18 protein-coding genes and 1 pseudogene are annotated in these 25,789 nt (G+C 44.4%); 6 read left to right on the forward strand and 13 right to left on the reverse strand.

Annotated elements, in window-relative coordinates; translation table 11 throughout:
• The first annotated feature begins 86 nt into the window (after nucleotides 1-86).
• From FTV08_RS10285 to FTV08_RS10310, 6 genes and pseudogenes are all read left to right on the forward strand, one after another.
• A pseudogene (locus FTV08_RS10285) lies at nucleotides 87-1,489 on the forward strand (TolC family protein).
• The gene (locus tag FTV08_RS10290) at nucleotides 1,486-3,627 is read left to right on the forward strand and encodes a type I secretion system permease/ATPase (RefSeq protein WP_180087254.1); all 2,142 of its coding nucleotides are present in this window, start codon (nucleotides 1,486-1,488) and stop codon (nucleotides 3,625-3,627) included. Before FTV08_RS10285 ends, FTV08_RS10290 begins: the two are co-directional and overlap by 4 nt.
• Nucleotides 3,624-4,811, forward strand: a complete 1,188-nt coding sequence (locus FTV08_RS10295) for an HlyD family efflux transporter periplasmic adaptor subunit (RefSeq protein WP_180087255.1) — start codon at nucleotides 3,624-3,626, stop codon at nucleotides 4,809-4,811. Before FTV08_RS10290 ends, FTV08_RS10295 begins: the two co-directional genes overlap by 4 nt.
• A gap of 119 nt (nucleotides 4,812-4,930) precedes the next feature.
• Nucleotides 4,931-5,530, forward strand: a complete 600-nt coding sequence (locus FTV08_RS10300) for a YigZ family protein (protein WP_180038569.1) — start codon at nucleotides 4,931-4,933, stop codon at nucleotides 5,528-5,530.
• Nucleotides 5,523-6,140 carry a DapH/DapD/GlmU-related protein gene (locus FTV08_RS10305; RefSeq protein WP_180087256.1) on the forward strand — a complete coding sequence of 206 codons (618 nt, stop codon included), beginning with the start codon at nucleotides 5,523-5,525 and terminating at the stop codon, nucleotides 6,138-6,140. Before FTV08_RS10300 ends, FTV08_RS10305 begins: the two co-directional genes overlap by 8 nt.
• 193 nt (nucleotides 6,141-6,333) lie before the next feature.
• Complete coding sequence (locus tag FTV08_RS10310; protein WP_180087257.1) at nucleotides 6,334-7,176, forward strand: universal stress protein; 843 nt, start codon at nucleotides 6,334-6,336, stop codon at nucleotides 7,174-7,176.
• A 168-nt stretch (nucleotides 7,177-7,344) separates the two neighbouring features.
• On the opposite strand, the gene FTV08_RS10315 is transcribed toward FTV08_RS10310, so the two are convergent.
• The 13 genes from FTV08_RS10315 to FTV08_RS10375 all read right to left on the reverse strand — a co-directional run bounded on the left by FTV08_RS10315 (nucleotide 7,345) and on the right by FTV08_RS10375 (nucleotide 25,139).
• The gene (locus FTV08_RS10315) at nucleotides 7,345-8,010 is read right to left on the reverse strand and encodes an O-methyltransferase (RefSeq protein ID WP_180087258.1); all 666 of its coding nucleotides are present in this window, start codon (nucleotides 8,008-8,010) and stop codon (nucleotides 7,345-7,347) included.
• A gap of 132 nt (nucleotides 8,011-8,142) precedes the next feature.
• The gene (locus tag FTV08_RS10320) at nucleotides 8,143-8,862 is read right to left on the reverse strand and encodes a D-Ala-D-Ala carboxypeptidase family metallohydrolase (protein ID WP_004279938.1); all 720 of its coding nucleotides are present in this window, start codon (nucleotides 8,860-8,862) and stop codon (nucleotides 8,143-8,145) included.
• 137 nt (nucleotides 8,863-8,999) lie between these two features.
• Nucleotides 9,000-9,323, reverse strand: coding sequence for a ferredoxin FdxA (fdxA, locus tag FTV08_RS10325; RefSeq protein WP_004279936.1), 324 nt, complete (start codon nucleotides 9,321-9,323; stop codon nucleotides 9,000-9,002).
• A 204-nt stretch (nucleotides 9,324-9,527) separates the two neighbouring features.
• Nucleotides 9,528-12,161: a DNA mismatch repair protein MutS gene (mutS, locus tag FTV08_RS10330; RefSeq protein WP_180087259.1), complete on the reverse strand. Its 2,634-nt coding sequence runs from the start codon at nucleotides 12,159-12,161 to the stop codon at nucleotides 9,528-9,530.
• Nucleotides 12,162-12,496: 335 nt separating this feature from the next.
• Entirely contained in the window at nucleotides 12,497-14,503 is a 2,007-nt protein-coding gene (locus FTV08_RS10335; RefSeq protein ID WP_218947208.1) for a triacylglycerol lipase, read from the reverse strand.
• A 120-nt stretch (nucleotides 14,504-14,623) separates the two neighbouring features.
• Nucleotides 14,624-15,574 carry an ABUW_2363 family tetratricopeptide repeat lipoprotein gene (locus FTV08_RS10340; protein WP_180087261.1) on the reverse strand — a complete coding sequence of 317 codons (951 nt, stop codon included), beginning with the start codon at nucleotides 15,572-15,574 and terminating at the stop codon, nucleotides 14,624-14,626.
• A 117-nt stretch (nucleotides 15,575-15,691) separates the two neighbouring features.
• Nucleotides 15,692-16,501 carry a serine O-acetyltransferase gene (gene cysE / locus FTV08_RS10345; protein WP_004279928.1) on the reverse strand — a complete coding sequence of 270 codons (810 nt, stop codon included), beginning with the start codon at nucleotides 16,499-16,501 and terminating at the stop codon, nucleotides 15,692-15,694.
• Nucleotides 16,501-17,349, reverse strand: coding sequence for an RNA methyltransferase (locus FTV08_RS10350; RefSeq protein ID WP_004646690.1), 849 nt, complete (start codon nucleotides 17,347-17,349; stop codon nucleotides 16,501-16,503). Before FTV08_RS10350 ends, cysE begins: the two co-directional genes overlap by 1 nt.
• 37 nt (nucleotides 17,350-17,386) lie before the next feature.
• On the reverse strand, nucleotides 17,387-20,959 hold the full coding sequence (dnaE, locus tag FTV08_RS10355) for a DNA polymerase III subunit alpha (protein WP_044110229.1): 3,573 nt from the start codon (nucleotides 20,957-20,959) through the stop codon (nucleotides 17,387-17,389).
• A gap of 357 nt (nucleotides 20,960-21,316) precedes the next feature.
• Nucleotides 21,317-22,012, reverse strand: a complete 696-nt coding sequence (locus tag FTV08_RS10360; RefSeq protein WP_180087262.1) for a methionine ABC transporter permease — start codon at nucleotides 22,010-22,012, stop codon at nucleotides 21,317-21,319.
• Nucleotides 22,009-23,034 carry a methionine ABC transporter ATP-binding protein gene (locus FTV08_RS10365; protein WP_044110226.1) on the reverse strand — a complete coding sequence of 342 codons (1,026 nt, stop codon included), beginning with the start codon at nucleotides 23,032-23,034 and terminating at the stop codon, nucleotides 22,009-22,011. Before FTV08_RS10365 ends, FTV08_RS10360 begins: the two co-directional genes overlap by 4 nt.
• Before the next feature lie 76 nt (nucleotides 23,035-23,110).
• A complete protein-coding gene (locus tag FTV08_RS10370; protein WP_005107214.1) occupies nucleotides 23,111-23,986 on the reverse strand; it encodes a MetQ/NlpA family ABC transporter substrate-binding protein in 876 nt (291 codons plus the stop codon).
• 598 nt (nucleotides 23,987-24,584) lie between these two features.
• On the reverse strand, nucleotides 24,585-25,139 hold the full coding sequence (locus FTV08_RS10375; RefSeq protein WP_180087263.1) for a GNAT family N-acetyltransferase: 555 nt from the start codon (nucleotides 25,137-25,139) through the stop codon (nucleotides 24,585-24,587).
• Nucleotides 25,140-25,789 lie beyond the last annotated feature (650 nt).

Raw genomic sequence — 25,789 nt, forward strand, 5'->3', positions numbered from 1 at the left:
TTTTTTTGATCAAATCAAAGTGAAAAAGATTTCTTTTAAAGGGATTTGATATATGGTTAGACTAAAACAAGAAACATTACATAATTATGCGATTTAGGGCAGAACACTTTAAAAAAAATCAGGGGAAAACAGATCAAAAAAGAAGGGGATTGATACTTCTTCTTTTGCCTTTATTTGTGTCTTTGGCGCATGCAGAAAGTTCATCTCATTATTTTACCAATCTCAAGAATGGCTTGGGTCAGCTGATTGTACCCAAGCCGACACGGTCAGCGCATACCATTGATATTACCTCGCTCGGTCATTATTCATTAGATACATCAAAAGAAGCTGAGCTGCCACAGATTACTCGTTCACAGTCAGGACAGCCAACTTTAAATCCTACGATCACAGCTGGTATTCCACAAAAAATGAATCTGGTGGGAGCCGTACACCGCGCAGTGCAGCGATGTCCTGAAATCCCCTAGAGTATTTTGACATTATCTGCGCAGGCCGCGAATATTGATATAGGGAGATCGGGTTATTATCCGTAGTTATCCGAAGGGTGCTGGGCAGTCTGGATCAGATCGTATTTGAAGTAGCAGATGCAATAGTGAATATCAAACGCTATCAACAAATTACCCAGATTGCCCAGCAGCAGATTCAGGGTATTGGACGGATTGCAGAAGTTGCCAATTTACATGCCCGTGCCGGGATCAGCAGTCAGGCCGACCCGATTCAGGCGCAGTCCAATCTGGAAGCAGCGCAATCGAATCTGATTGTACAGCGGACCCAACTCAGACAATATCAACAACGCTTGCGTACCTTGCTAGGATTTGATGTATCCACTGTTGAATGGGATATTCCTGATCGTATTGTGGCACAGGCCGATCTTTATCAGGATCCGGAATTTACCCAGATTCCGAACATGATTCTGGCCCATGCCGGGGTCAATGTTGCCCGTTTGCAAAAAGATCAGGCGCGGCTAAGCCCTTATCCGACCATTAGTGTTAAAGGTAGTCTAAGTCAGGCGATGAATGGACGGAATCCAAATAATAATGAAGATGATGGCTTCTATAATTCAGTCATGATTGAAGCCAGCAGTAATTTGTATCAGGGTGGTGCAACACGTTCACAGACCCGTGCCGCAAGCTATGCCGAAGAAGCTGCACGCGCACAGGTTAATACGGTCTATCTGGATGTGCTAGATCAGGTGCGCTTGATCCGCGAGCAAATTGAAAATAAACAAAAACAAATGGGGGTTTTATCCCAGCGCCGCGCAACCACGATACGCACCAAAGAGCTGTATCAAGAACAATATAAATTGGGTACCCGAACCGTGGTGGATTTGCTGAATGCAGAGCAAGCCATTCATAGTGCCGCGCAGGAAATTGAATCGGCACGCTATGATATTTATTCGGCGATCGTACAGTACATTCAGGTCACGGGCCGTACACGGGATATTTATGCGCTTAACAGTATTTCTATTCAGGGGTTTGAAGTTCAGCCATGAGTACTACAATAATAAATTATCAACCTTGGCTTCATGCAGTTTTAAATATTGCCAGGCATTACCGGATCGAACCTTCTGAGGAGCGGATTCGCCTGCAACTGGACTGGAATCAGCATCATGACATTGATGACATGCTCAAGATTGTCAGTCGTCAGATGGGTTTAAATCTCCGTAAAAATAAATTTGAGCGCAGCCTGCTGAATCCATGGCGTTTACCTTTAATGGTTGAATTCGATAGTGGTGATGTGGGCGTGATTGAACGCATCGATACACAGGGCAATGTCAGCATACAGCTCAGTGGTGATGAAGGTTTATCTCAAAGCTTTACAGTTGAGCCGTTAGAGGTTGGCATAAAGCATCTTTATGTGCTGCGTCCTGAATCTTCAGTTCCAGATGCGCGGGTGGATGAATATATCAAACCCTTTGAGAAAAACTGGTTCTGGTCGATTGTCCTGAATGACTGGAAGCGCTATATCGATGTGATGTTTGCGTCTTTAATTGCCAATATTCTGGCATTGGCCACGATAGTCTTCTCGATGAATGTCTATGACCGTGTCATTCCATCACAATCCATTCCGACGTTATGGGTGTTGGCAGGTGGTGTACTGATCGCTGCGATTTTTGAGTTTGTATTACGGGTATCCCGTATTTATCTTTCAGACATTATTGGTAAACGCGCGGATTTAAAAATTTCTGACCGGGTATTTGGTCATTCATTACGGATTAAAAACAGCGAACGTTCCAAATCGACAGGAACTTTTATTTCACAAATTCGCGAGCTGGAAGGCGTCCGCGAGCTGGTGACTTCAACCACAGTTACGGCCATTGCCGATCTGCCATTTTTCTTCCTGTTCTTAGGCATCTTCTGGGTGATCGGTGGCAATCTGTTCTGGGTCATGTTACTCGTTGTGCCCTTAATGATTCTTCCAGGGATTCTGGCGCAGAAAAAACTGGCACAGCTGGCCCAGTTGGGGATGCGTGAATCTGCCATCCGCAATGCCTTGCTGGTAGAAGCTGTACAAGGAATTGAAGACATCAAGCTGTTAAGAGCTGAAACGCGTTTCCAGAATCAGTGGAATCATATGAATGAAGTGTCAGCCGATGTCAGCATGCAGCAACGTAAAATTGTCGGCTTGATGACCGCCTGGACCCAAAAAATTCAGGGACTGACCTTTGCAATTGTAGTCTTGGTCGGGGCTTTTGCGGTGATGGAGGGTGACATGACCACAGGCGCACTGGTGGCCTGTTCGATTCTATCTTCACGCATGCTGGCACCAATTTCAAAAATTACGGGCGTACTGGGTCGCTTGCAGCAGGCCAAAGTAGCGAAATCCGGTCTGGATGAATTGATGAAAAAACCGGTGGATCAGCCGGACTATTCGCACCTGATTCATCGTCCGGCACTGGATGGGCATTATGAGCTCAACGGTGTGGTGTTTAAATATGGCGATGATGATCCGAAACCGAGTTTGATGATTCCCAAGCTGGAAATCAAGCCGGGGGAGAAAATCGCGATTCTGGGCCGTAATGGTGCAGGAAAATCGACCTTGTTACAGCTTTTGTCTGGGATGCAGACACCGTTACAGGGCAAGGTCAAGCTGGATGGTATTGATCTGACCCTGATTGATCCGTCAGATGTGCGGCGTGATATGAGTTTGCTAAATCAGAACTCGCAGTTATTTTATGGTTCAATTCGTGAAAACCTGACTTTGGGTGCACCTTTGGCCACCGATCAGCAAATTCTGGAAGCCTTACAAATTACCGGTGCACTGGGATTTGTACAGGAGAAAAAAGAAGGACTGGATCATATCATTTTAGAGGGTGGTGTCGGCTTTTCTGGTGGGCAGCGTCAAGCCTTGTTATTGGCACGGTTATTGATCCGTCAACCAAAAATTTTGCTACTGGATGAACCGACCGCTGCCATTGATGATGTGTCAGAAAAACAGTTGATTGATCATCTTAAAGGTTATTTAACCCATCGTACGATGATCGTTGCGACCCATCGCCGTGCGGTATTGGAACTGGTGGATCGTATTCTGGTGGTCAATGATGGCAAGATTGTGATGGATGGGCCACGGGATCAGATCCTGAATCAGTCGCAGGGTGGTAATAAGCGGGTTGTAGGAGCAAGAGCATGAGTGAACTACAGCAACTAAAACGTTCCAGCAAGGTCAGCTTTCAGGAACCGCCCTTACCGAAATCAAGTGTCATCATCTGGATTATCGGCATTGGCCTATTGGTATTGCTGAGCTGGGCCTGGTTATTCAAATTGGAAGAAGTGTCTACCGGTACCGGGAAAATAATTCCATCATCCAAAGAGCAGGTGATTCAGTCTCTGGATGGCGGTATTCTGACCACACTCAACGTCAAAGAAGGTGAAATTGTCGAGCGTGGGCAAGTATTGGCCCAGCTTGATCCGACCCGCTTTGAATCCAATGTCGGTGAATCAGAATCCTTGCTGGTGTCGTCACGTGCCACTTCAGCCCGTTTACGTGCGGAAGTCACCGGCGCACCGTTGGTCTTTCCTGAAGAAGTGTTGAAATACCCCAAATTGGTTAAAGAAGAAACGGCCCTGTATCAGTCGCGTCGAGCCAATTTGCAAGAATCTGTTGCAGGCCTGGAACAGGCTTTGTTACTGGTGCAGCAAGAACTGGAAATGACCGCTCCCTTGGTCGCCAAAGGGGCAGCCAGTGAAGTTGAAGTGTTGCGTCTAAAACGTGAAGCCAATGACCTGCGTAATCAGATGAATGATATCCGTAATCAATATTATGTGAATGCGCGGGAAGAATTGTCCAAAGCCAATACTGATGTAGAAACCCAGCAACAGGTGGTACGTGGCAAGTCGGATACTTTGAGCCGAACTGTTTTTAAATCACCGGTTCGCGGTGTAGTCAAAGAGATTGATGTGATGACGCTGGGCGGCGTGATTCCACAAAATGGCAAGTTGATGACCATCGTGCCACTGGATGAAAAATTACTGGTTGAAGCACGAATCTCGCCGCGTGATATTGCCTTTATTCGCCCTGATCAGGAAGCATTGGTTAAAATTACAGCTTATGATTATTCGATCTATGGTGGGTTGAATGGTAAAGTTGCGATGATTTCACCGGATACCTTGCGTGATGAAGTCAAGCAGGATCAATTTTATTATCGGGTGTATATCCGTACCGATAGCGACAAGCTCAGCAATAATGCCGGGCAGGAGTTCAATATTACTCCAGGGATGGTGGCCACCGTGGATATTCGTACTGGTTCAAAAACCGTGATGGATTATCTGATCAAGCCATTTAATAAAGCCAAAGAAGCCTTGCGTGAACGGTAATATTTGCCAAGCAATTGAGTAAAACAATCGATCAAAATCAGGCCTCTCCGTGGAGAGGCTTTTTATTTGTCTGTGCAAAGCGGGTATACTGCAGCAGTGAGAGTTTAAAGCCTGAAGTTATGCCATTTACCATTGCCAGCCTGGTCAGTTTTGAGGAAGACATCAAAAAAAGCCGCTTTCAGGCCTTTGCCACCCCTGTTGAGAATGAGCAGGACGTCAAAGATTTTCTGGAAACTTATCGTGATCCAAGCACCACGCATCAATGCTGGGCCTGGAAAATTGGCCATCAGGTACGCTTTAATGATGATGGTGAACCTTCAGGCACAGCGGGACGCCCGATTCTGGCGACCATTGAAGGCAATGAGCTGACCAATGTGCTGGTACTGGTCAATCGCTGGTATGGCGGGATCAAGCTGGGAACAGGGGGCTTGGTACGTGCCTATGGCGGTTGCGCTGGACAATGTTTGTTGTTGGCAGAAAAAATTGAACTGATTGAAAAGAAGAAGGTGCAATTTTCCTGTCAATTCAATGAATGGGCCATCTTTCAGTATGAATTGAATCAGCAGCAAATCGATTATCAGGAAGAATATACAGCTGAAGGAGTACAGGTCAGTGCCTTATTTCAGTTACATCAAATTCAACCTTTTGCCTTAAAAATTCAAGATGTGACCCGCGGCCGGGAACAGCTCAAAATCATAGAAGAAGCGACAGATGACTGACGTAGATCCATTACTGAAATATCGTGAGCAGCATAAACATCGCCTGAACTATATGCCTTGGCTGTACTGGTCCTTAAAGCCAAAAAATCGCGGTTGGGCAGAAGCATGGCAAAAGGAATATCAGGCTTATCTGATGGAGATGGAAACCATCGAGATTGGTGAAAACTGTTTTATTTCACCACTGGCACATATCTTCGCCGAGCCGGGGCGCAAAATCATCATCGGTGATAATACCTTTATTGCCGCAGATTGCACCTTGCATGGTCCACTCGACATTGGGAATGAAGTGGCGATTAATCATCACTGTATTCTGGATGGCGGTCGGGTGGGGATTAAACTGCATGATCAGGTGCGTATCGCCGCTTATTGTCATCTTTATGCCTTTGATCACGGCATGGATCCCGAGCAGCCAATTTATCAGCAGCCGGTACGTTCGCAAGGCATCGAGATCGGACGGGATGTGTGGCTCGGTGCGCATGTCGGTATCAAGGACGGAATTAAAATCGCAGATCAGGCCGTGGTGGGAATGAACAGTATTGTGACTAAGGATGTCGAGGAGCGTGCGATTGTTGCCGGTAATCCGGCCCAATTCATTCGCTATCGTGAATAAGCTTTTGGAGGTCAATTGCTTGATGCAACAGCCTGACTCAGAAGATAGATCGATATGTTGATCTATATTTGTTCACATAAAAGTTAACATATTTCAAGTCAAGCCTTACAGATTTCGCTGCACATTTTTGAATGCTTATGCTAAGTTAAAAATAACTAAGAAATTTTTATCATAAATAGAAGAGAGGCTAAACATGAAACGTGTCATCGCCTGCATCGACTCATCGCCATGTATAAACGCGCTGGCAGACGCGGCGGCATGGATTGCCAAACAGACTGGCCGTGAACTGGTTCTGTTACAGGTTTTGGATTATTACCCGGCCAGTTATCATCTGGGGGAAATCAGCGGAGTGATTGGCTTTGAAAGTAATGCCATGTTACTGAAAGAACTGGCTGAGCTTGAACAAAAACAAAGTGAAATCGCGCTGGATTATAGCAATAACCTGCTGCAACACATTTCGGAGCGGATTCTGGCAGAACACGGCATTCAAACCACCCATATTCAGGAAAAGGGTGATTTTCTGGAACAAAGCTTTCAGATCCTGCAGCCTGATGATATCGCAGTGATTGGATTACTCGGTGAACGCTCCGCTGAAAAAAACAAACCGATTGGTACCAATGTGGAAAATTTTATTCGTGGGGCAAACTGTACCGTGATGACGGTCGGAGAACAGTTTAAGCCGCCGACACGATTTATTTTCGCCTATGAATATTCACCGACCTGTATCAAGATGATGAAACGGATTGCGGAAAGTGATCTGCTGCGCTTATTGCAATGTCATCTGTTATATATCGGTGATCATGCTGAAATTCTAAATGAACCTTTGCAATATTTAAATCAGGCCGGTTTAGATGTGGTGCCACAATACCGCTATGGCGATGTCGCAGAAAATATTTTGACCTATCAACAGGAACTCAGGATTCAACTGATCGTGTTGGGTGCATTTAGTCACAGTAAAATTCACCAGTTCTTTTTGGGCAGTATTGCGACCACGATTTTCCGGAATTCCAAAGTACCTTTACTGGTTGCGAAGTAAGGATTGCATAAAATAGCCAAGCGCGAAGTCTAATCGTAAATTGTTACAGCTTGATTTAAAAATGACCAGAGTTATCCTCATATATTGTGGATAACTCTGTGGTTAATATTTATAAGTTAATGTTATTTATAATAAATATGTCATTGGGTGATTTTTGTTCTTCTTGTTTTATTTCACAATCGCGAGTGCAAAACCATCATGTCCTTTGCTGCCAACCGTTTGTAAAGCAGTGCATGACAAGATACGTGGATGATTTTGAAGCGCTTTAAACATGTCACGAATGCCTTCAATACTTGGTTTATTATTGTCCGGATTAATGATCTCGCCAGCACGAATCACATTGTCTAGAAAAATAAGCGTACCTGAGTGGGACAGGTTTAAACTGAGTTCCAGATATTCTGGATAACTCTGTTTGTCTGCATCAATAAAGATGAAATCGAAAGCTTTAGTATCTTCAGGCAGGGCTTTAAGCACATCTGCTGCACGGCCGCATTTCAGTTCAACGGTCTGTTTAAGCTGCGCGCGATCAATATTTTCCTGACCCATTGCCGCATGGGTATCACGTCCTTCAATCGTCAGGATATAGCCATCATCCGGCAAGGCACGTGCCAGCCACATGGTGCTATATGCTGCAAATGTGCCGAGTTCCAGTACACGTTTACACTGGTTCATCTGGATTAGCATCTGCAACAACATGCCTTGATTTGGTGCTACAGCCAGATGATCAGGAAAACCGTGCGCTGCGGTATTCTCAAGAGTTTGATTCAGAATGGGGTCTTCAGGAATTAAATGTGAATCAATGTAGTGATCAATGTCTGTCCACATTTGTTGCATAGTCTTAGCACCTCGATTGCGATGCGTGCATTTTAAACTTTTCGCGGCAGAGCGCAATTTATTGTTCTATAGGTGATGATTTTTTAGGCTCTACAATGTCCTGAATGAACTTTGTAGAGTGGTTGTCATGACTTAGTAATTACACATCGAGGAATTACGGCCTAAACTCGGTCCCCAGGTGCGATAACCTTGGGTATCGATGTGGATTTGGCCTGAAGCATACATGCCAAGTCCCATATTCAGACTTTGACCATGCTGTACCCAGAACTGACACAATTTGAACTTGGTATTTTCAATATAGCTATAATCTTGTGCCTGCGGATATTCAGGCCCAATCCGGAAATCGATGGCAGAGTTGTACAGATGGCGTGAAGAGTTGGCACCACCGGCACACTGGTTTAAAGGCAGGTCACGATAGACTGACGTGACTTCAAAATCAGTCAGTACATTGGCTGCAACCAGATATTTAAAGACTTTTAAAGTTGGGATCTGATTGGCCCATAATTCACGGCTTGGAATCATGTATTGGGAACGGCCACACTTGGCCCAATCACGTGCAGTACGCATCAATTCGAAACTCGGAATGATATTGCCAACCCCATGACGTTCCAGAAAAACCTCATATTCACGCACGCGTGACAAATTATCCAGTGCCGATACCCAGTGGGTATACACATAAGGCACAGTTTTTGGGTGGGCTTTACGATCGTATTGAACACGTTCTTGTGGAATGTAAATCCGTTTTCCAGCAGGTGTGGTGGCCTGTCCAGGTTGTTTTGTGGTCGTGGTACAGCCCACAAAAACAAGAGGAATTATGCAAAGACTCAATAATCCCTTTAACAAGTTCTTCATTTATAGAAATCAGATATTTACAAAATAGCGCTATTTTAGACTAAATATAGGGAGAAATTTGGAGAATATTGCAATGAAATGTGTGCGTTGAGTATAAAAAAGATCAGCATTTGCTGATCTTTTAAAGTTTAAACTAATTACTTTTCAAGGTATTGTAATTTGTCTGCTTTGCCATTCCATTCTTCACGGTCTGCTGGCTGGTCACCAATTTGTGTGATATTTGGCCATTTTTGTGACAGGTCAGCATTCAGTTCAATAAAGACTTCCTGACCTTCTGGTAATTCGTCTTCAGAGAAAATTGCATTTGCCGGGCATTCAGGTTCGCATAACGCACAGTCGATACATTCGTCCGGGTTAATCACAAGGAAGTTAGGACCTTCATAGAAACAGTCTACAGGGCAAACTTCAACACAGTCTTGATATTTACATTTAATACAATTTTCAGTGACAACGAAGGTCATGGCGACAGCTACCTAAAAAATATGGTTCTAATTACGAATGCTGTATTTTAGGCAAAAACAGGGGGAACTAACAATTCCTTTTATTGATATTTGTTATATATAGGGCTGTTAAATTTGAAAAAAGGTCGCATACCGATGAATTACAGCATTCATCGGTATGTTCAGGACATCGACCCTATGCCAGATGAGGTCGAGGGCCGAGAATTAACTTGGCTGTTTGATCAGGTCTTTGAGCGCATATAACTGCTGCAAGGCTTCCCGTGGCGTCAAACTGTCTACATCGATATCTTCAAGTAAGTCCAGTGCAGGCGATTCTTTCTCAATTTCGATGATACGTTCTATAGGCTCCATAACTTCAGGCATTGCAAACAGATCATGCTGCGGGCTCAGTGGCTTGGCCTGATGCTGTTTTTCCAGAATCTTTAAGCGGTTTTGCGCTTCTTTAATCACCGCAGCCGGAATGCCTGCCAATTTCGCGACTTGCAAGCCATGACTTTGACTGGCCGGGCCATGTTGCACCTTATGCAATAAAATCAGATTACCATTCAGCTCTTTGGCCGTGACATGGTAGTTATTAATGCCACTTTCCTTATCCAGTTCAGTCAGTTCGAAATAATGGGTAGCAAATAGACATAAACATTGAATGCGTTTGGTCAGATCCAGCACACAGGCCCAAGCCAAAGACAAGCCATCATAGGTACTGGTTCCACGGCCAACTTCATCCATGAGTACCAAAGACTGGCTGGTGGCATGATGCAGGATTTGCGAGGTTTCGGTCATTTCCACCATAAAGGTTGATTTGCCGGTCGATAAATCATCGGCAGAACCAATACGGGTAAAGACACGGTCAACCGGACCTAAGGTTGCAGCTTGTGCCGGAACATAGGCACCACAATAAGCCAGTAATACAATCAATGCAGTCTGGCGCATAAAGGTCGATTTACCGCCCATATTCGGACCGGTAATAATCGCCATCCGATGGGAAAAATCCAGTCGCGTATCGTTCGGCGTAAAGGCGGTTTTACTCAGGGCTTCTACCACCGGATGTCGACCGGCAGTAATACTGACGCCGACTTCCGGGCTGAATTTTGGACGCGACCAGTTGCGTAAACGCGCCTGATGGGCAAAATTAGCAATCAGATCAATCTGGGCAATGGCGCTGCTCATCATCTGTAAACTGCCGATATCCTGACGCAGTTCATCCAGCAGCATTTCAAACAGCATTTTTTCACGGGCCAAGGCACGCGATTCGCTTGATAAGACTTTGTCTTCAAATGCTTTCAGTTCAGGTGTGATGTAGCGTTCGGCATTTTTCAGGGTTTGCCTACGAATATAGTGCTCGGGTGCCTGTTCAGCCTGTGCGCGGGTCAGTTCAATATAATAGCCACTGACGCGGTTGTAGCCAATTTTCAGTCCCGGAATGCCGCTTTGTTCACGCTCTTTAATTTCCAGATCAATCAGGAACTGGCTGGCATGATCACGAATCTGACGTAGTTCATCGAGTTCACTGTCAAAACCTTCTGCAATGACATTACCATCACGAAGCAGGACGGGTGGATTTTCCACAATGGCGGACATCAGACGTTGATGTAGATCATGGAAGTCGCCGAGTTCTTCATTGAGTTGTACTAAAAGTTTGGACTGTTGCTGACTGACAATCGGTTGCAGGGCATGGCGTAAAAATGGAATTTGCGCGCAGGCCTGTCGCAATTGCACCAGATCACGTGGACGGGCACTGCCAAGTGCAATACGGCTCAGCACGCGTTCAATATCGCTAATTTCTTTTAGTACCAAACGTACAGGTACTTCGTGGAAACCTTGCAGCAGGGCTTGAATGGCATCCAGGCGCTCATCCAGCAAGGCTGTATCGCGTAAAGGTTGCATCAGGGTGCGACTGAGCAAGCGCCCCCCCATGGCAGTCTGGCAATCATTGATCAGCTGAAATAAGGATGTTCCATGTTCAAATAAAGGCTCAATCAGTTCAAGATTACGGCGTGTCACCGGATCCAAAGCAATAAAATCTGAACTCTGTTCTAGCTGAATCGTGCGGATATGCGGTAACGCAGTTTTCTGGGTTTCTTTGGCGTAGTGAATCAGTGCCGCTGCGGCTGCTTTAGCCAAAGGTAAATGATCAATTCCGAAACCTGAAAGCGTGCTGACGGCAAACTGGTCACATAAGGTTTTTTGTGCATTATTCAGGTTGAAATCAACATTTGGACGTTTGGTGACCGAGATATCCAGTTGCTGTTTGAGTTGTTCGGTCAATGTCGGATCAGCGATATTTTCATCCAGCAGAATTTCGCTTGGCATCAAACGTGCCAGTTCAATCATGAGCTGGTTAAGATCATAATCCTGCTGCTGTACTTTAAATAAGCCAGCGCTGAGATCGAGAAGTGCAATGCCAATCTGACTCTGCTGAATACATAAAGCCACCAGATTCGAGCTTTGATGTGCACCCAGCATGGCATCATCGGTCAGGGTGCCCGGCGTAATAATCCGAACTACACCACGCTCAACCGGTCCTTTCCCAGTAACCTCGCCGATCTGCTCGCAGATCACCACGGTTTCGCCTTTTTTGACCAGACGTGCCAGATAGCCCTCGGCTGCATGATAAGGCACGCCCGCCATAGGAATCGGCTGACCATTGACTTTACCACGATGGGTCAGGGTAATGCCTAAAATCTTGGCTGCCTTGTGTGCATCTTCAAAGAACAGTTCATAAAAATCACCCATACGATAAAACATCAAAGAATGCGGATGCTGCATTTTCACCGACATGTATTGCTGCATCATGGGCGTTAAGGTAGAAAGATCAGCCATAATTTCTGAACTGGTCATTAAAAATAAATCCTTTCAACAAGAGATAAATGCAAATACTGCTCAATAGGCTATGCAGGAAAATTTAAAGCACATTTTCAATCAGGCCAATCCAACATGGTTGAGCACAGGAGATCGAAAATGTGAAATGAATCTGCTGATTCAATTCAGCTTTAAAGCTGTATTGCAGCAAGTCTATCAAATTTAATTTTTAGAAAGAAATGAAATTCCAGATGAATCTTTAAGTCAGCGCTCAGATCTGTCGCTATGGCTTCTTATTCAGCATTATTTGCAATTTTAAAAAATAAACCACCGGATGCGAACATGCGGTGGCAAGTCTCAATCAAGACGATAGTTTATTCCGGATCATAAAGACCAAGATCGGTCAGATGTAATCTGAGAATCCGGCGTAATTCCAGTACGGCTTCAGGCGTTTCCTGAATCGAGTGGCCACCCTTAATGACTTTGCTAGATACAGCACCATTTAGGTAAGCACTCTCATATGAAACGATATCATCGCTCATGAGCTTGGTGTCTTGCGTATCTACGGTATTGCCGATAATCGAGTGAAATTTGATATCTTTAGAAGGCTGAATATCCTGGGTCAACGCCGTGAATTTTGAATTTTCACTCAGATCGCTTGGGCCATTTTGAATCAGGTCATGCCCCAGTTCTTTGACAAACTCGTTTAACCCGATCTGGCCTTGCAGGGTATCGGCAAAGGCACCCAAAAATGCACCCGGTATACGGATAATTTTACGGGCCAGTTTGGTATGCCAGCGGTCGGCATATTCTGTCCCACGATGCGGAGTTGCTAAGAAAATGGCCCGGGTGAAATTTGGAATAGGCTGCATTTGCAGGCGTGCTTTAAAGAGCGGGTTATCCTTAAACTGTGCAATGCGGGTATTTTGTACCAGCTTGAATGCATCTTGAGTAATATCGGCCTGACTGACCATTAAACGGGCAATCACGCCTCCCATACTATGTCCGACCAGTACCGCATCTTTTTTGGCTGGTGCATTGTTCGCAACCCGGGCAAAGCCTTGCTGAACCAGGGCATTAATTTGAAAACGGCTTTCCAGAATCGGCATATTGGTAGAATAAAATACCTGCCAGACCTGGAAATTTTCCCTTAATACCGGATCACCCATAATGTCGTTGGTCAGACGAATCCAGGCTTCAGGACTACTGGCCAAGCCATGAATCAATACCAGCACTTTCTTGTCCGGATTATAAGGTTCCAGCATGTACAGATGCGGCATGCTCAGACTGTCTTCGCGATTAATCAGGGTCAGATAGGCTAAACGCCCCAGATTGTTCTCGGCCAGCCATAAGCCGTAAGGTGCAGAAAAGTTGGCGGCCAGCGCATATTCTTTCGAAGCCACTTTGATCTTTTCATGCTTATAAGGATCATAGAGTTTCAGGTGAAACTCCGAAGTAGATAAAATCTGTTCGGTCGAATTCGCTGATTTAGGCACAGCGGTAATGGTGGTCGCCAGATAGCGGGCTGAATGAATGTTTGGATTTTTACCATTTGGATAGTTGTGCTTGAGCGGATCGACAATATATTTTTTATCCTGCTCGGTTTGCTGTGCTTCAGGTAAGACCACTAAAAATTCTGAACCAAAACCATCACGGCGGGTGATGGAACGTAGGCCGGAAAAGTTCATGTTATAGGTAGACATCAGCTGTTCAATGGTCTGGTTTTTCAGCTGCGGAAAATTTTCCAGATCAATGGTGTATACACTGTCACCGACCTGAATGCGCTGGCCGGACTGTTTGGCTTCATAACGTTCAGCATAGCGTTGAATCAGATGAGCAATTGCCAGGTTATAAAAGTCACGAATCTGGACCTGACGGTTATCAAAAATACGCTCTTGCGGCGCACGCTCGGTTTTAAATAGATAGGCATAGCTATAACGAATGCTTTTATCCAGCATAGTGAGCTGCTGATCCAGACATTTCTGGATGTTCTGCTTGTGTTGTTGCTGTTTTTCCGGTGATCGGGTTTTGTTTAAAATTCCGGTGTTACATTCAGCAGACTTGGCATTTTGTAAGGAGTTGGCTAGATATAATTCACTTGCTGTAGAAAGCAATTGTTCATCTAAAATTTGGGGAATACTTTTCAGATCTTCCACACATTCTTCGGGCTGATCAATACAGATCTGGGCTTCACGACCTGTCATGGACAACACATTCAGACTGGCTTCACTGAGCTTGTCGCGGGTCAAGATGCTGTCACGCTCATTGTTCAGCGTGACATTAATGGCCTGTTCCTTAACACTCACCACCTGACAGCCGCTGAGTACGCTGGTGATGAGTAAAGTGCACAGCATTAATCTTTTATTTATTTTTTCGTGCATAAAACTTTTCACTGAATTCAAGTTATAAAGCGGGATAATGTTTTGTATTTTACTAATTTTTTCCCATAAAAATAGACCGCCGTAGCAGTCTATTTGTAATCAAATTGAAGCGAATCTTGATTATGGGGTCACCGGTGCTGTTGCTGGGTCTGTAGCCGGAGCGGGTGTTGATGTTTGCAAAATTTGCCAAACATTCCAGCGACCATTTTTCTCAATTTCCTGAATCAGACGGTCTGCTACTTCAGCTTCTTGCGGATATTTCACTTTATAGTTCGCCAAGGTTTGAGTGGCATTTTTTTTCTGTTCCAATGCAATATAGTTATTGGCTGCAGAAAGATAAGCCTCCTGAACGCCAGCTTTCATGGCTTTGTCCAGATAAGCGATGGCTTCACGTTGACCACCGCCTTCAGACAGACCAAAACCAAACCAGAAGTTGACTTCAGGATCATCCGGGTTAATTTTGAGAATACGCTGGGCATAGGTCAGGGAATTGGTGGTATAAACTGAACCCAGATCCAGGTTACGTGCCATCACGCTGGCTTTAAAAGCACGCATCAACACATCAAAAGAGGCATTTGGACGGGCCGCTAAAGTATCCAGTTGTCGGGTGACTTCACGCAATTTGGCTTCAAAACCACGGCGTTCCTGACGATCGCTGAAACGTGGTGGATAATGACGTGCCTTACCTTCGACCATTTGCAGGAAATCGTCAATTTCGGTGATATCGATTTCATTTGAATTGGCAAGTGCTGCATAACGCATTGCACGGGTATTGCTATCTACCACTGGAATAATCAGTTTATTCACATCCAGAGTCAATTGCTTGGATGGATCATTAGGATCCGTCACCACCATCTTGGTTACAGGCTGGGCCGCAGCCTTTTTCAAATGCACTTCAAATTCAGGCGGTTCATTATAATTGAATGAATTTAAAGCATAAAATGGTGGGGACAGTTCAGGCTCTACAAAAACCACTTGGTCTACAGGTTTCTCAGCAGATTTCTGAGGAGTGATCGAACACGCAGTAATTGTGAATGCTAAGCAAGCAAGTGCCAAGGGCTTAAAGGTCATAATAGTCATCCATTCTGTTATTTTTAAAACATCTATTCAAAAATTGCATGATCGTCAGTCTATGAAAAGTATAACGATCATGCAAGTAAACCCGTGTTACAGAGTGAAGTGTGATATTCAGGCTTTGGATTGGCTGGTTTGCGCTTCACATTCACGGCGCGCTTCTTCCAGAATCTCCAACTCTTTTTTGCTCAAAGGCTGGCCATCCTGTTGCTGCTTGTTAAAGGTCGGATCTAACAAAGAAAGACGATTGCACAAGTTGTTCATGCGTTTTTCATTTTGCTGAATGCGATCCAGCAGAATCCGCATACCTTCTAAAATCGGATCAGACTGGTCTTCAGTCGCGGCATAGGGCTGGAAACCGATACTTTCGGCATAGTCACGACGACGGGCTTCAGCATCATCTTTGGGTTTGTCTTTGGTGATAAAACGTGCCGGGTTGCCCACCGCTGTGGCGTTCTCAGGAACTGCTTTGGTGACGACCGCATTAGAACCGACTTTGGCATTTTTACCCACGGTAAATGGTCCAAGAATCTTGGCACCAGCACCGACTACCACGCCATCTTCTAGCGTTGGATGACGTTTACCTTTATTCCAGGTGGTTCCACCCAAAGTCACGCCGTGATAAAGCGTCACGTCATCGCCAATTTCAGCAGTTTCGCCAATTACGACACCCATACCGTGATCGATAAAGAAACGGCGGCCAATTTTTGCGCCGGGATGAATTTCAATGCCGGTGGCAAAGCGGCTAAACGAAGACAACGCACGCGCAGTTCCTTTACAGTCTTTGTTCCATAGCTCATGTGCCATGCGATGCATGATCAGCGCATGAATGCCAGGGTAAGTGGTTAAGACTTCTAAGGTATTGCGTGCTGCAGGATCGCGCGCAAAGACAGCTTGTATATCTTCTTTGAGCTGTTTTAGCATTAGATTTGATCCTCGTCCTGTGATGATGTGTGTGAAGATTTTTTCCAGGTACCGTTATTCAATGCCTGAACACGGCTGAAAATACCACGAAGTAAGTGATATTCCATACGATCTAATTGTATACGTCCGAAGAGACGACGCAAGCGTAAAGGCAATAATCTTGGATTTTTTGGATCCATAAATTCAATTTCTGCCAGCATTTTTTCCAAGTGCGGATAGAACTGTTCCATCTGCGCATGATTGACTAAAGGTTCATCCCATTCCATTTCAATGCCATCAATGACTTGCATGGTCGCTTTAGCATCACGTGGCTGTTCAATTTGACTCATCGTTGCCATGCGCATCTCATAGCAGATCACCTGAATCGCCTGAGCTACATTCAGTACGCCATAATCAGTATTCACAGGAATAGTCAGATGATAATTGGCCATCGCCAGTTCTTCATTGGTCAGACCACGGTCTTCACGGCCAAATAGAATCGCGACTTCCTGCTGATTTTGTACCACGGCGGACATGGCTTTTTCAGCGGCAGGGCGCACATCTAACAGCGGCCAGGGAATGGTACGGCTACGTGCGCTGGTACCGAATACAATCTGACAGTCTTTAATGGCATCTTCAAGGGTTTCTACAATCTCGATCTGCTCGATCAGGTCAGTTGCACCCGCGGCCAGCGCGTCAATATCCGGATGCGGATAGGTTTTCGGTGCCACCAGAACCAGCTTAGACAAGCCCATGGTTTTCATGGCACGTAAGGCACTGCCGATATTGGCAGGTAAAGTGGTATTGACCATGACAATACGCACATGGGAGAGATGTGCTGAAACAGCAGCATTGTCAATTTGACTCATGAGGATTCCAATTTTAAGGTGTTTTAAAGATCAGGATTTATGAATATTGCGGCTGGGATTCAGCCTGATACAGCTCCAGTGCATCATCCATGCTCATGCTCGCAGGCGGCGGAGGAATATCCACCGGCTTGGCCTGTTCATAGGACACGGCTTTGGCAGCTTTGGACTTGACCTGATACTCAATATGCAAGGCTTCTTTACCAAAATAATCACGCAATTTGGCTAAGAGCTCATCCAGTGGGGCAACTTTCCAGTTGAGACCCAGATGCAGTTCAGTCGTGGCATACGGATAGTCCAGATACAGAATCACCGGAATATGTGCTGACATATCGACATTACAATAAGGAGTCAGAATCTGCTGCAGGTCACGGCTCAAGCTCTTGCTGAAATGCTCGGCTGTGAGAGTAATCTTGATGCTATTGGCACGTTTCTGACGAATTTCATTCAGGCTAAATGCTTTGGTGAGGCGTCCCATCGGACGGTCAAAGCCTTCACGCTCATAAATTTCACCTTCAATCACCACCACTTTATCGAGCTGGATAATCTCTTTAAAGCGGTTGAAGCGTTCGTGATTGGCTGAAATCTCAATCCGTGCCGTACCATCATCCAGTGTCATCATCATCCGGTTCGGAAAGTTGGCAATATCCACCACCAATCCTGCAAACACGGTGGTCACGCCACGGCGGGTCGGCGTCAGCTCATTGATCTGACTAGGCACAAAGGCTTTTAGTTCATTGCGATACACATCAATCGGGTGGCCGGTTAAATACAGGCCAAGCGTGTCTTTCTCACCTTTCAGGCGAACTTCATCTGCCCAAGGTTTGACTGGCTTAGATGGCTTGCGCTGAACTTCTTCAACTTCGCCAAACAGGTCCATGATGCCGGTTTCACGATTGGAACGTGCCTGTTCCGCAGCTTGAACCGCTTCAGGCAGTTGCGCCATCAGGTCGGCACGGTCAATTCCCAAGCAATCCAGTGCACCTGAACGAATCAGTGCTTCTAGAGTACGCTTATTGATTTTTTTCAGGTCAATACGATGACAGAAATCAAACAAGTCACGGAATGGACCTTCTTGTGCACGCGAGTCAATCACCGACTGCATCGCCGCTTCACCGACGCCTTTGATCGCCCCCAGACCATAGACAATGGTTTGCTCATCGATAGCATGGAATTGATACAGCGACATATTCACTGACGGTGGTAAAACTTCCAGATTATTCTTGCGACAGTCATCAATCAGGAATACCACGTTGTCGGTGTTCTGCATCTCCGAGGTCAATACCGCAGACAGGAATTCTGCCGGATAATGCGCTTTCAGCCATGCAGTTTGGTAGGCAACCAAAGCATAAGCAGCCGCATGCGATTTGTTAAAACCGTAGCCGGCGAACTTTTCCATATAGTCGAAGATATGGTTGGCCGTTGCTTCATCAATGTCTTTTTTCGATGCACCTTCAATAAAGATCTGGCGCTGTTTGACCATTTCTTCCGGTTTTTTCTTACCCATGGCACGACGTAACAAATCCGCGCCGCCGAGGGTATAGCCGGCACAGTACTGTGCAGCCTGCATTACCTGTTCCTGATACACCATAATCCCATAAGTGGGTTCTAGTACGCCTTCAAGCAAGGGATGCAGATATTCAAAATCGCCACCATGCATCCGGTGGATAAAGTCAGGAATCAGATCCATCGGGCCTGGACGGTACAGCGATACGAAGGCAATAATTTCTTCAAACTTGCTCGGGCGTGCCTCTTTCAGCATCTTCTTCATGCCCACGGATTCAAACTGGAATACCGCGGTGGTGTTGGCATTGGCAAAGACCAGATATGCGTCTTTATCTTCAAGCGGGATATAAGCAATATCTAAAGGTTTATCCGCTTTGATGCGTTTATTGATATTTTTAACCGCATCTTCAATCACCGTCAGGTTACGCAAACCCAAGAAGTCAAACTTCACCAGACCTGCAGATTCGACATCGTCTTTATCGAACTGTGCCACGCGTCCGGTACCATCGGCATCACACATGACCGCAGAGAAATCGGTAATTTTGGTTGGCGAGATCACCACACCACCGGCGTGTTTACCGGTGTTTCGGGTAATACCTTCCAGTTTCAGTGCCATTTCCCAGATTTCGGCTGCATCGTCATGGTCTGGATTGGATGGATTGGTGACGATATCTTTAAGCTGGGGTTCAGCTTCTAGTGACTCAAGCAGGCTTAGACCTAAAGGCTTGGTCGGAATCATTTTCGAGATACGATCCGCCAAGCCATAAGATTTACCCAAAACGCGCGCAACATCACGAATCGCACCTTTGGCCGCCATAGTGCCGAATGTTGCAATCTGGGAGACCGCATCACGGCCATAGGTACGTGCTACATAGTCAATCACGCGGTCACGGCCTGCGATACAGAAATCGACGTCGAAGTCGGGCATCGAAACACGTTCCGGGTTCAGGAAACGTTCGAACAGCAGTTCATAACGCAGCGGGTCAAGATCGGTAATTTTTAAGCTATAGGCGACCAGTGAACCTGCACCCGAACCACGGCCCGGACCGACCGGAACGCCGTTACTTTTCGACCACTGAATGAAGTCCATCACGATCAGGAAGTAGCCCGGGAATCCCATCGAGTTAATGATGTTAATCTCGTATTCGATACGCTCATCATAAGGCTTGCGGATTTCTGGCCAGTCTTCATCACGTTGTTCAGGCGGATACAGGAAATTCAGGCGTTCTTCCAGACCTTCTTTGGACAAGTGTGCAAAGAAGGTATCAATGGTATGACCTTCAGGAATCGGATAATCAGGCAGGAAGTATTTGCCCAGTTGCAGCGTCACATTACAGCGTTTGGCAATGTGATAGGTGTTCTCAATCGCAGATGGAATATCCGAGAACAGCGCCGTCATTTCTTCAGCAGATTTGAAATATTGTTCAGGTGAATAGGTTTTAGGGCGGCGGTTGTCACCAAGCACATAACCATCTGCAATACATACCCGTGCTTCATGCGCTTCATAATCTTCACGGGTCATGAAATGCACATCATTATGTGCGACCACACCGATATTGTATTTTTTTGCCAGCTTAACGGCTTCCAGAATAAAGTTATCTTCATCCGGACGATTGGTACGGGTCAGGGCAAGATAAACACGATTACCAAATTTTTCGACCCATTCTTCTAGCAGCGGTTCCGCTTTTTGCGGATTTGAACTCATCAGCATTTTGCCGACATCGGAATGCATGCCGAGCAGGGCAATCATGTCCTCAGGCTGATTTAAAATCCATTGTTTTTGAACGCAGGGAATATCCAGTTGCTGGCCACTGATAAAGCCTTCAGATACTAATTCAGTCAAATTACGCCAGCCGGTATTGGTCATGGCCAATAAGGTCATGCGATGTTCGGCATCATTCAGGCGAATTTCAGAACCCAGAATCGGCTTGATGCCTTTGCTCAGACATTTGCCATAGAACTTGACGGCAGCATGCAGGTTAGAAAGATCCGTGAGCGCAAGGGCAGGCATCTGTTCTTCTTCGGCAGCTTTGACCAAGTCAGGTATCCGTACGATGGATTCAGTAATCGAAAATTCTGTATGAATACCAAGATGAACAAAGTGCATAGATGAGTCCCTGCTAAAACCATTGAATAGTTTAACATGGGATTTATTGTTTCAGTTTGAAATTGAGGGGAAATGGCTAACTTTTAGGTCAAGTTTGAATTTGATTTTTTAAGCTGATTATTTAGTTAGTTGTTAGAAGATATTTTCTTTTACTTTTGACGGGACAAAAGTAACAAAACCCCTTTGTTGATCTGATGGCACTTCCATGTGCCACAAATCAACGGGCGACTTCCTGTCGCCGTGGCACGTATCAAATAGTTGCAGGACTTTACTTTGAAATAATGAGAAAGGGATCGTAAGTATTAAAAACAATAAAACCCTCTTTTTAGAGGGCTTTATTCATACATAAAAACTAGCTTAACGAAGTCGGGATAACCAGTCACCGAGGCTTTGTACAATCTGCACTAGAATCAGTAATACAATCACCGTCATGATGACTACAGAGGTATCAAAACGCTGATAACCATAAGAAATCGCTAAGTCACCAATACCACCCGCACCGACAGCACCGGCCATTGCCGTTGCACCAATCAAACTGATGGTAGCAGTAGTCAAGTTTAGAATCAGTGAGCTACGCGCTTCCGGCAGAATAAACTTAAAGATAATTTGCATTGGCGTCGCGCCCATCGCTTGGGCAGATTCGATAATACCTTGATTCACTTCGAGTAAAGAGGTTTCAATCAGGCGACCAATGTATGGGCCGACATAAATGGTCAATGGAACAATCGCTGCCCAGGTCCCAATCGATGTGCCGACAATTAACTTGGTCAGTGGAATCACCGCAATCAGCAAGATAATAAATGGCAATGAACGTAGCGCATTCACAATCGGATTGAGACCGTGATAAATCACACGATTCGGCAGAATCCCATTCGGACGGGTCACCAGTAGAGTAATCGCCTGAATGAAGCCCCAGATACAGCCAAACAGCATCGCGAAGAACACCATATGAAAGGTTTCTTGCAGCGCTGTCACAAACTGATCTATCGACAGGGAGCTTTTCCAGAACGGCGCCGTGATCGTTGTTAGCCACTGTACAATCAAATCTCTCATGCCTGTACTCCCGCCTGATCGACTTGTACGCCGTGTTGTTCAAGGAATTTTATTGCTGCTTGAATTTCTTGTGCATCACCCAGTAGCTGAATAAACATCTGGCCAATCACCGTGCCATTAATTTCGGTCATATTGGCAAATAGAATATTTAAACTGATATTAAATTGTTTAATCACCGCTTGAATCACGGTTTCCTGAGCCGAACTGCCGAGGAATTTCAGGCAGTAAATACTGTTGTGATTCTGGTTTTCCAGATTGGTCAGAATATTGACTGGTAAATGCTGCTGTAATACGGTCTGAATGAAATTCTTGGTGGTCGGGTGCTGGGGCTGACTGAATATTTGTAAGGTACTGCCGGTTTCAATCACATCACCTTTTTCCATCACGGCGACATAATCACACACGGTTTCAATTACATCCATTTCATGGGTAACCATAACAATGGTGATGCCTTGTTCTTCATTAATTTTTTTAAGTAGCTGTAGAACAGATTTGGTGGTTTGTGGATCAAGTGCAGAAGTCGCTTCATCACAGAGTAAAATTTTTGGATGATTGGCAAGGGCACGGGCAATACCAACACGCTGCTTTTGACCGCCAGACAATTCATCTGGAAAAGCATGACGTTTATGTTTCAGGTCAATAAAGTCTAATAATTCTTCGAGGCGCTTTTCCCGTTCTGCCTTGCTCCAGCCGAGGAGTTTCATGGGCATTTCGATATTGGCTGCCACGGTTTTGGTTTGCATTAAATTGAAATGCTGGAAAATCATGCCGATGCTGGCACGTTCTTGACGCAATGCTTTGGCATCCAGTGCGGTAAAATCTGTTCCGTTAATGATAATCCGGCCTGAGCTTGGGCGCTCAAGCAGGTTGATCAGACGGATGAGGGTGCTTTTACCGGCACCACTATAACCGATGATGCCAAAAATACTGCCGGTTGGAATCTGAAGATTAATCTGATTCAAGGCATGCAAGGTTTGACCCTTAAGCTCATACTGTTTTGAAATATCTTTAAATTCAATCATAGTGTCAAAAACTGCATCACGGATAAAAAAACAGGCAAGAAATCGTCCTTGCCTGTTCTAAAAGTCTATTATAGTACTATTTTGATTCAGTTAAATACGTCACAGGTTTGTTTACCGCAACTTTCGTACCACCAAAATGTTCATCAACATATGCTTTTACTGCTGGCGTATGATACAACGCACCCACTTTTTGCAGGACTGGATCGTTTTGACGGTCTGCTGCAACAGCTAATACGTTGACATTCATTTTTGTGCTTTGATCGATTGGCTCATAGTAAATCGCATCTTTCAATACGTTTAAACCACCTTCCATTGCCAGGGTATTGCCCAGCACAATCGCATCAACTTCATCTTTTACACGTACTGCAGTCGCCATTTGAATCGGCTTAATCACGATTTGTTTTGCATTTTCGGTCACATCAGAAGTTGTACCTTTGACATTGTCAAAACCAGCTTTTAATTTAACTAGGCCTGCTGATTGTAAAAGTAATAATGCACGTGATTCGTTTGCGCCGTCATTCGGAATGGCAATGGTCGCACCGGTTTTAAACTCGTTTAAAGATTTCACTTTGCTTGAGTAAATACCCATTGGCTCTAAATAAGTGGTAGATAGAGGTGCAATTTTGGCTGTGTTGGCATCGTTGTAAGCAACCATATAGGCATAAGACTGGAATGCATTCACATCAATTTCTTTGTTGGCTACTGCCGTGTTCATTGACACGTAGTCAGTGAAATTTTTCACATCAAGTTTGATGCCGGCTGCTTTGGTTTCAGGCAGGGTCGCGATATAACGCCATACGTCTGCATCTGAACCGGTCGAAGCCATAGTTACAGTCTGAAGACCATTTGCATCTTTGCTTTGCGCTGCATCATTCGCAGGCGCTTCCTGTTTACCACACCCAGTTAAAGTCAATACAGAGGCACTCAAGATAACGCCAAGTAACTTTTTCATGAAATTGTCCTAATTCTATTCTTGCCTAGAGTATAAGCATTTTTAAATCGTGTTAAATAAGAGTTTTATTACGATCTAAGTAGGTGGCTTGATCATTGCTAAGGAGGGCTTGAGATCAGAAGATGCAAGCGTGCAGCAACAGTTCTGATGAACTTGATCAAGTCAGAGGCAGCCCAAATCTGATGTACTTGATCTATTTTGGAGAGAGAAAATAGATATTTTATAAGTACATGGAAAGGTTTAGGGGCTCTGAAGTTGTGGATATCATAGCAATAAATCTATATTCGATATACTGGATAGAAAAGCCTTGCTTATCTCTTTAGTCGAATATAAAAAAGATCTTTTAAAGAAAATATTAATTAAAACAATATATTATTTATATTGAAAATATGGCTTTAATAGATATGTCTAAATACTGATCTTTATAAGATTTTGTAAGATAGAAATATAAAAAATGCATATAGATAAATTAAAGAAAATATCTGATTTTTGGCAAATTAAGAAAATTCTATCATTAACGAGATAAATCTTTCCTTTATATTAACTAAGCTTAGTATCTGATCTTGGTCTTCTCAGGTCATGATACTACAAGCTTGTTTTAACAGAAGGGAATATACAGATAATCTGAACGCTGTTTTTCATAGAGTACGTGTCTACACAAGATATGATCGGCAGGTACAAGTGGATGATCAAACTCTCCCACTTTTTCTAAGCCAATATTTTGCATGACACGTTCTGAGGGCGTGTTGATGCAGGCAGTAAAAGAAATGACTTTCTCTAGGCGCAGGGTTCTAAAGGCATATTTCAGTACTGCTTTGGCTCCTTCAGTCGCATAGCCTTGATGCCAATATTGCGGTAACAAGCGCCAGCCAATTTCAGGGGCATCGGCAATTTCCAATTCAGATGGATGAACATTCAGACCGATAAAGCCAATAAATTCGCCTGTGGCTTTGAGTTCTACCGCAAAGAATTCCCAGCCGCGTTTTTCGATATCTGTGCGGATACGTTCTAGAAAAGCAGTTGCCTCAGTCGCATTAAGTTTTTTAGGGAAGTAGCGCATGACCTCGTTATCTGCACACATTTGGATAAAAGGCGCAGTGTCGGAGTCTTGCCATTGGCGCAGGAGCAGGCGAGGGGTTTGGATATTTTTCATATATGCAAGATTATAATTCCTTAATTGTTATTATAAAAATAAAATGACGGTGCAATGTAAATCTATGAAAATATCACTTCATGAATTTTGCTTAAATGTGAGAATGAAAAGTGAAGTTGGGGGTGCTCAGTTCCATAGAGTGGCATTTTTCGAAGAAAGTTTAGTATTAAATCTATTTGAATCCGTCGGTATTCATGAATTAAATCCTAGAAATAGCTAGCTTCGAGATAGAGTGTAAAAAAACTGAAAAAAGTAGGCTATAGAAAATGAGATATTTCAAAACAATAAAAAGTTATTGGGATCGTAGTTGAATCTGTTTTAGGCTGTTGAGATAATATAGACTACAAAGGTATAGGCTTTATTTTTGTAGTTTGAATTTCAAATATGTAATTGTAAAAAATCAAATATCTTTTTACGTTAACAAATAATTTTTAAATATTATAAGTTTAGAAGATGGTGATCATAAATGAAGGTTAAAGAATTAATTGAACAGTTAAAGAATTAATTGAACAGTTAAAGAAATTAGATCCTGAACAAACAGTATGAGCTATTTGTGAGGATGAAGATATTGTACGTAAAAACGAAGGGTTTGAAACTTTTTGGGTTGATTCAGTATCTTCAGTTCGTGCTGAGTCAAAAAGAGAAGACAT

It is taken from the genome of Acinetobacter sp. YH12226, from assembly GCF_013417805.1.
Lineage (GTDB): Bacteria > Pseudomonadota > Gammaproteobacteria > Pseudomonadales > Moraxellaceae > Acinetobacter.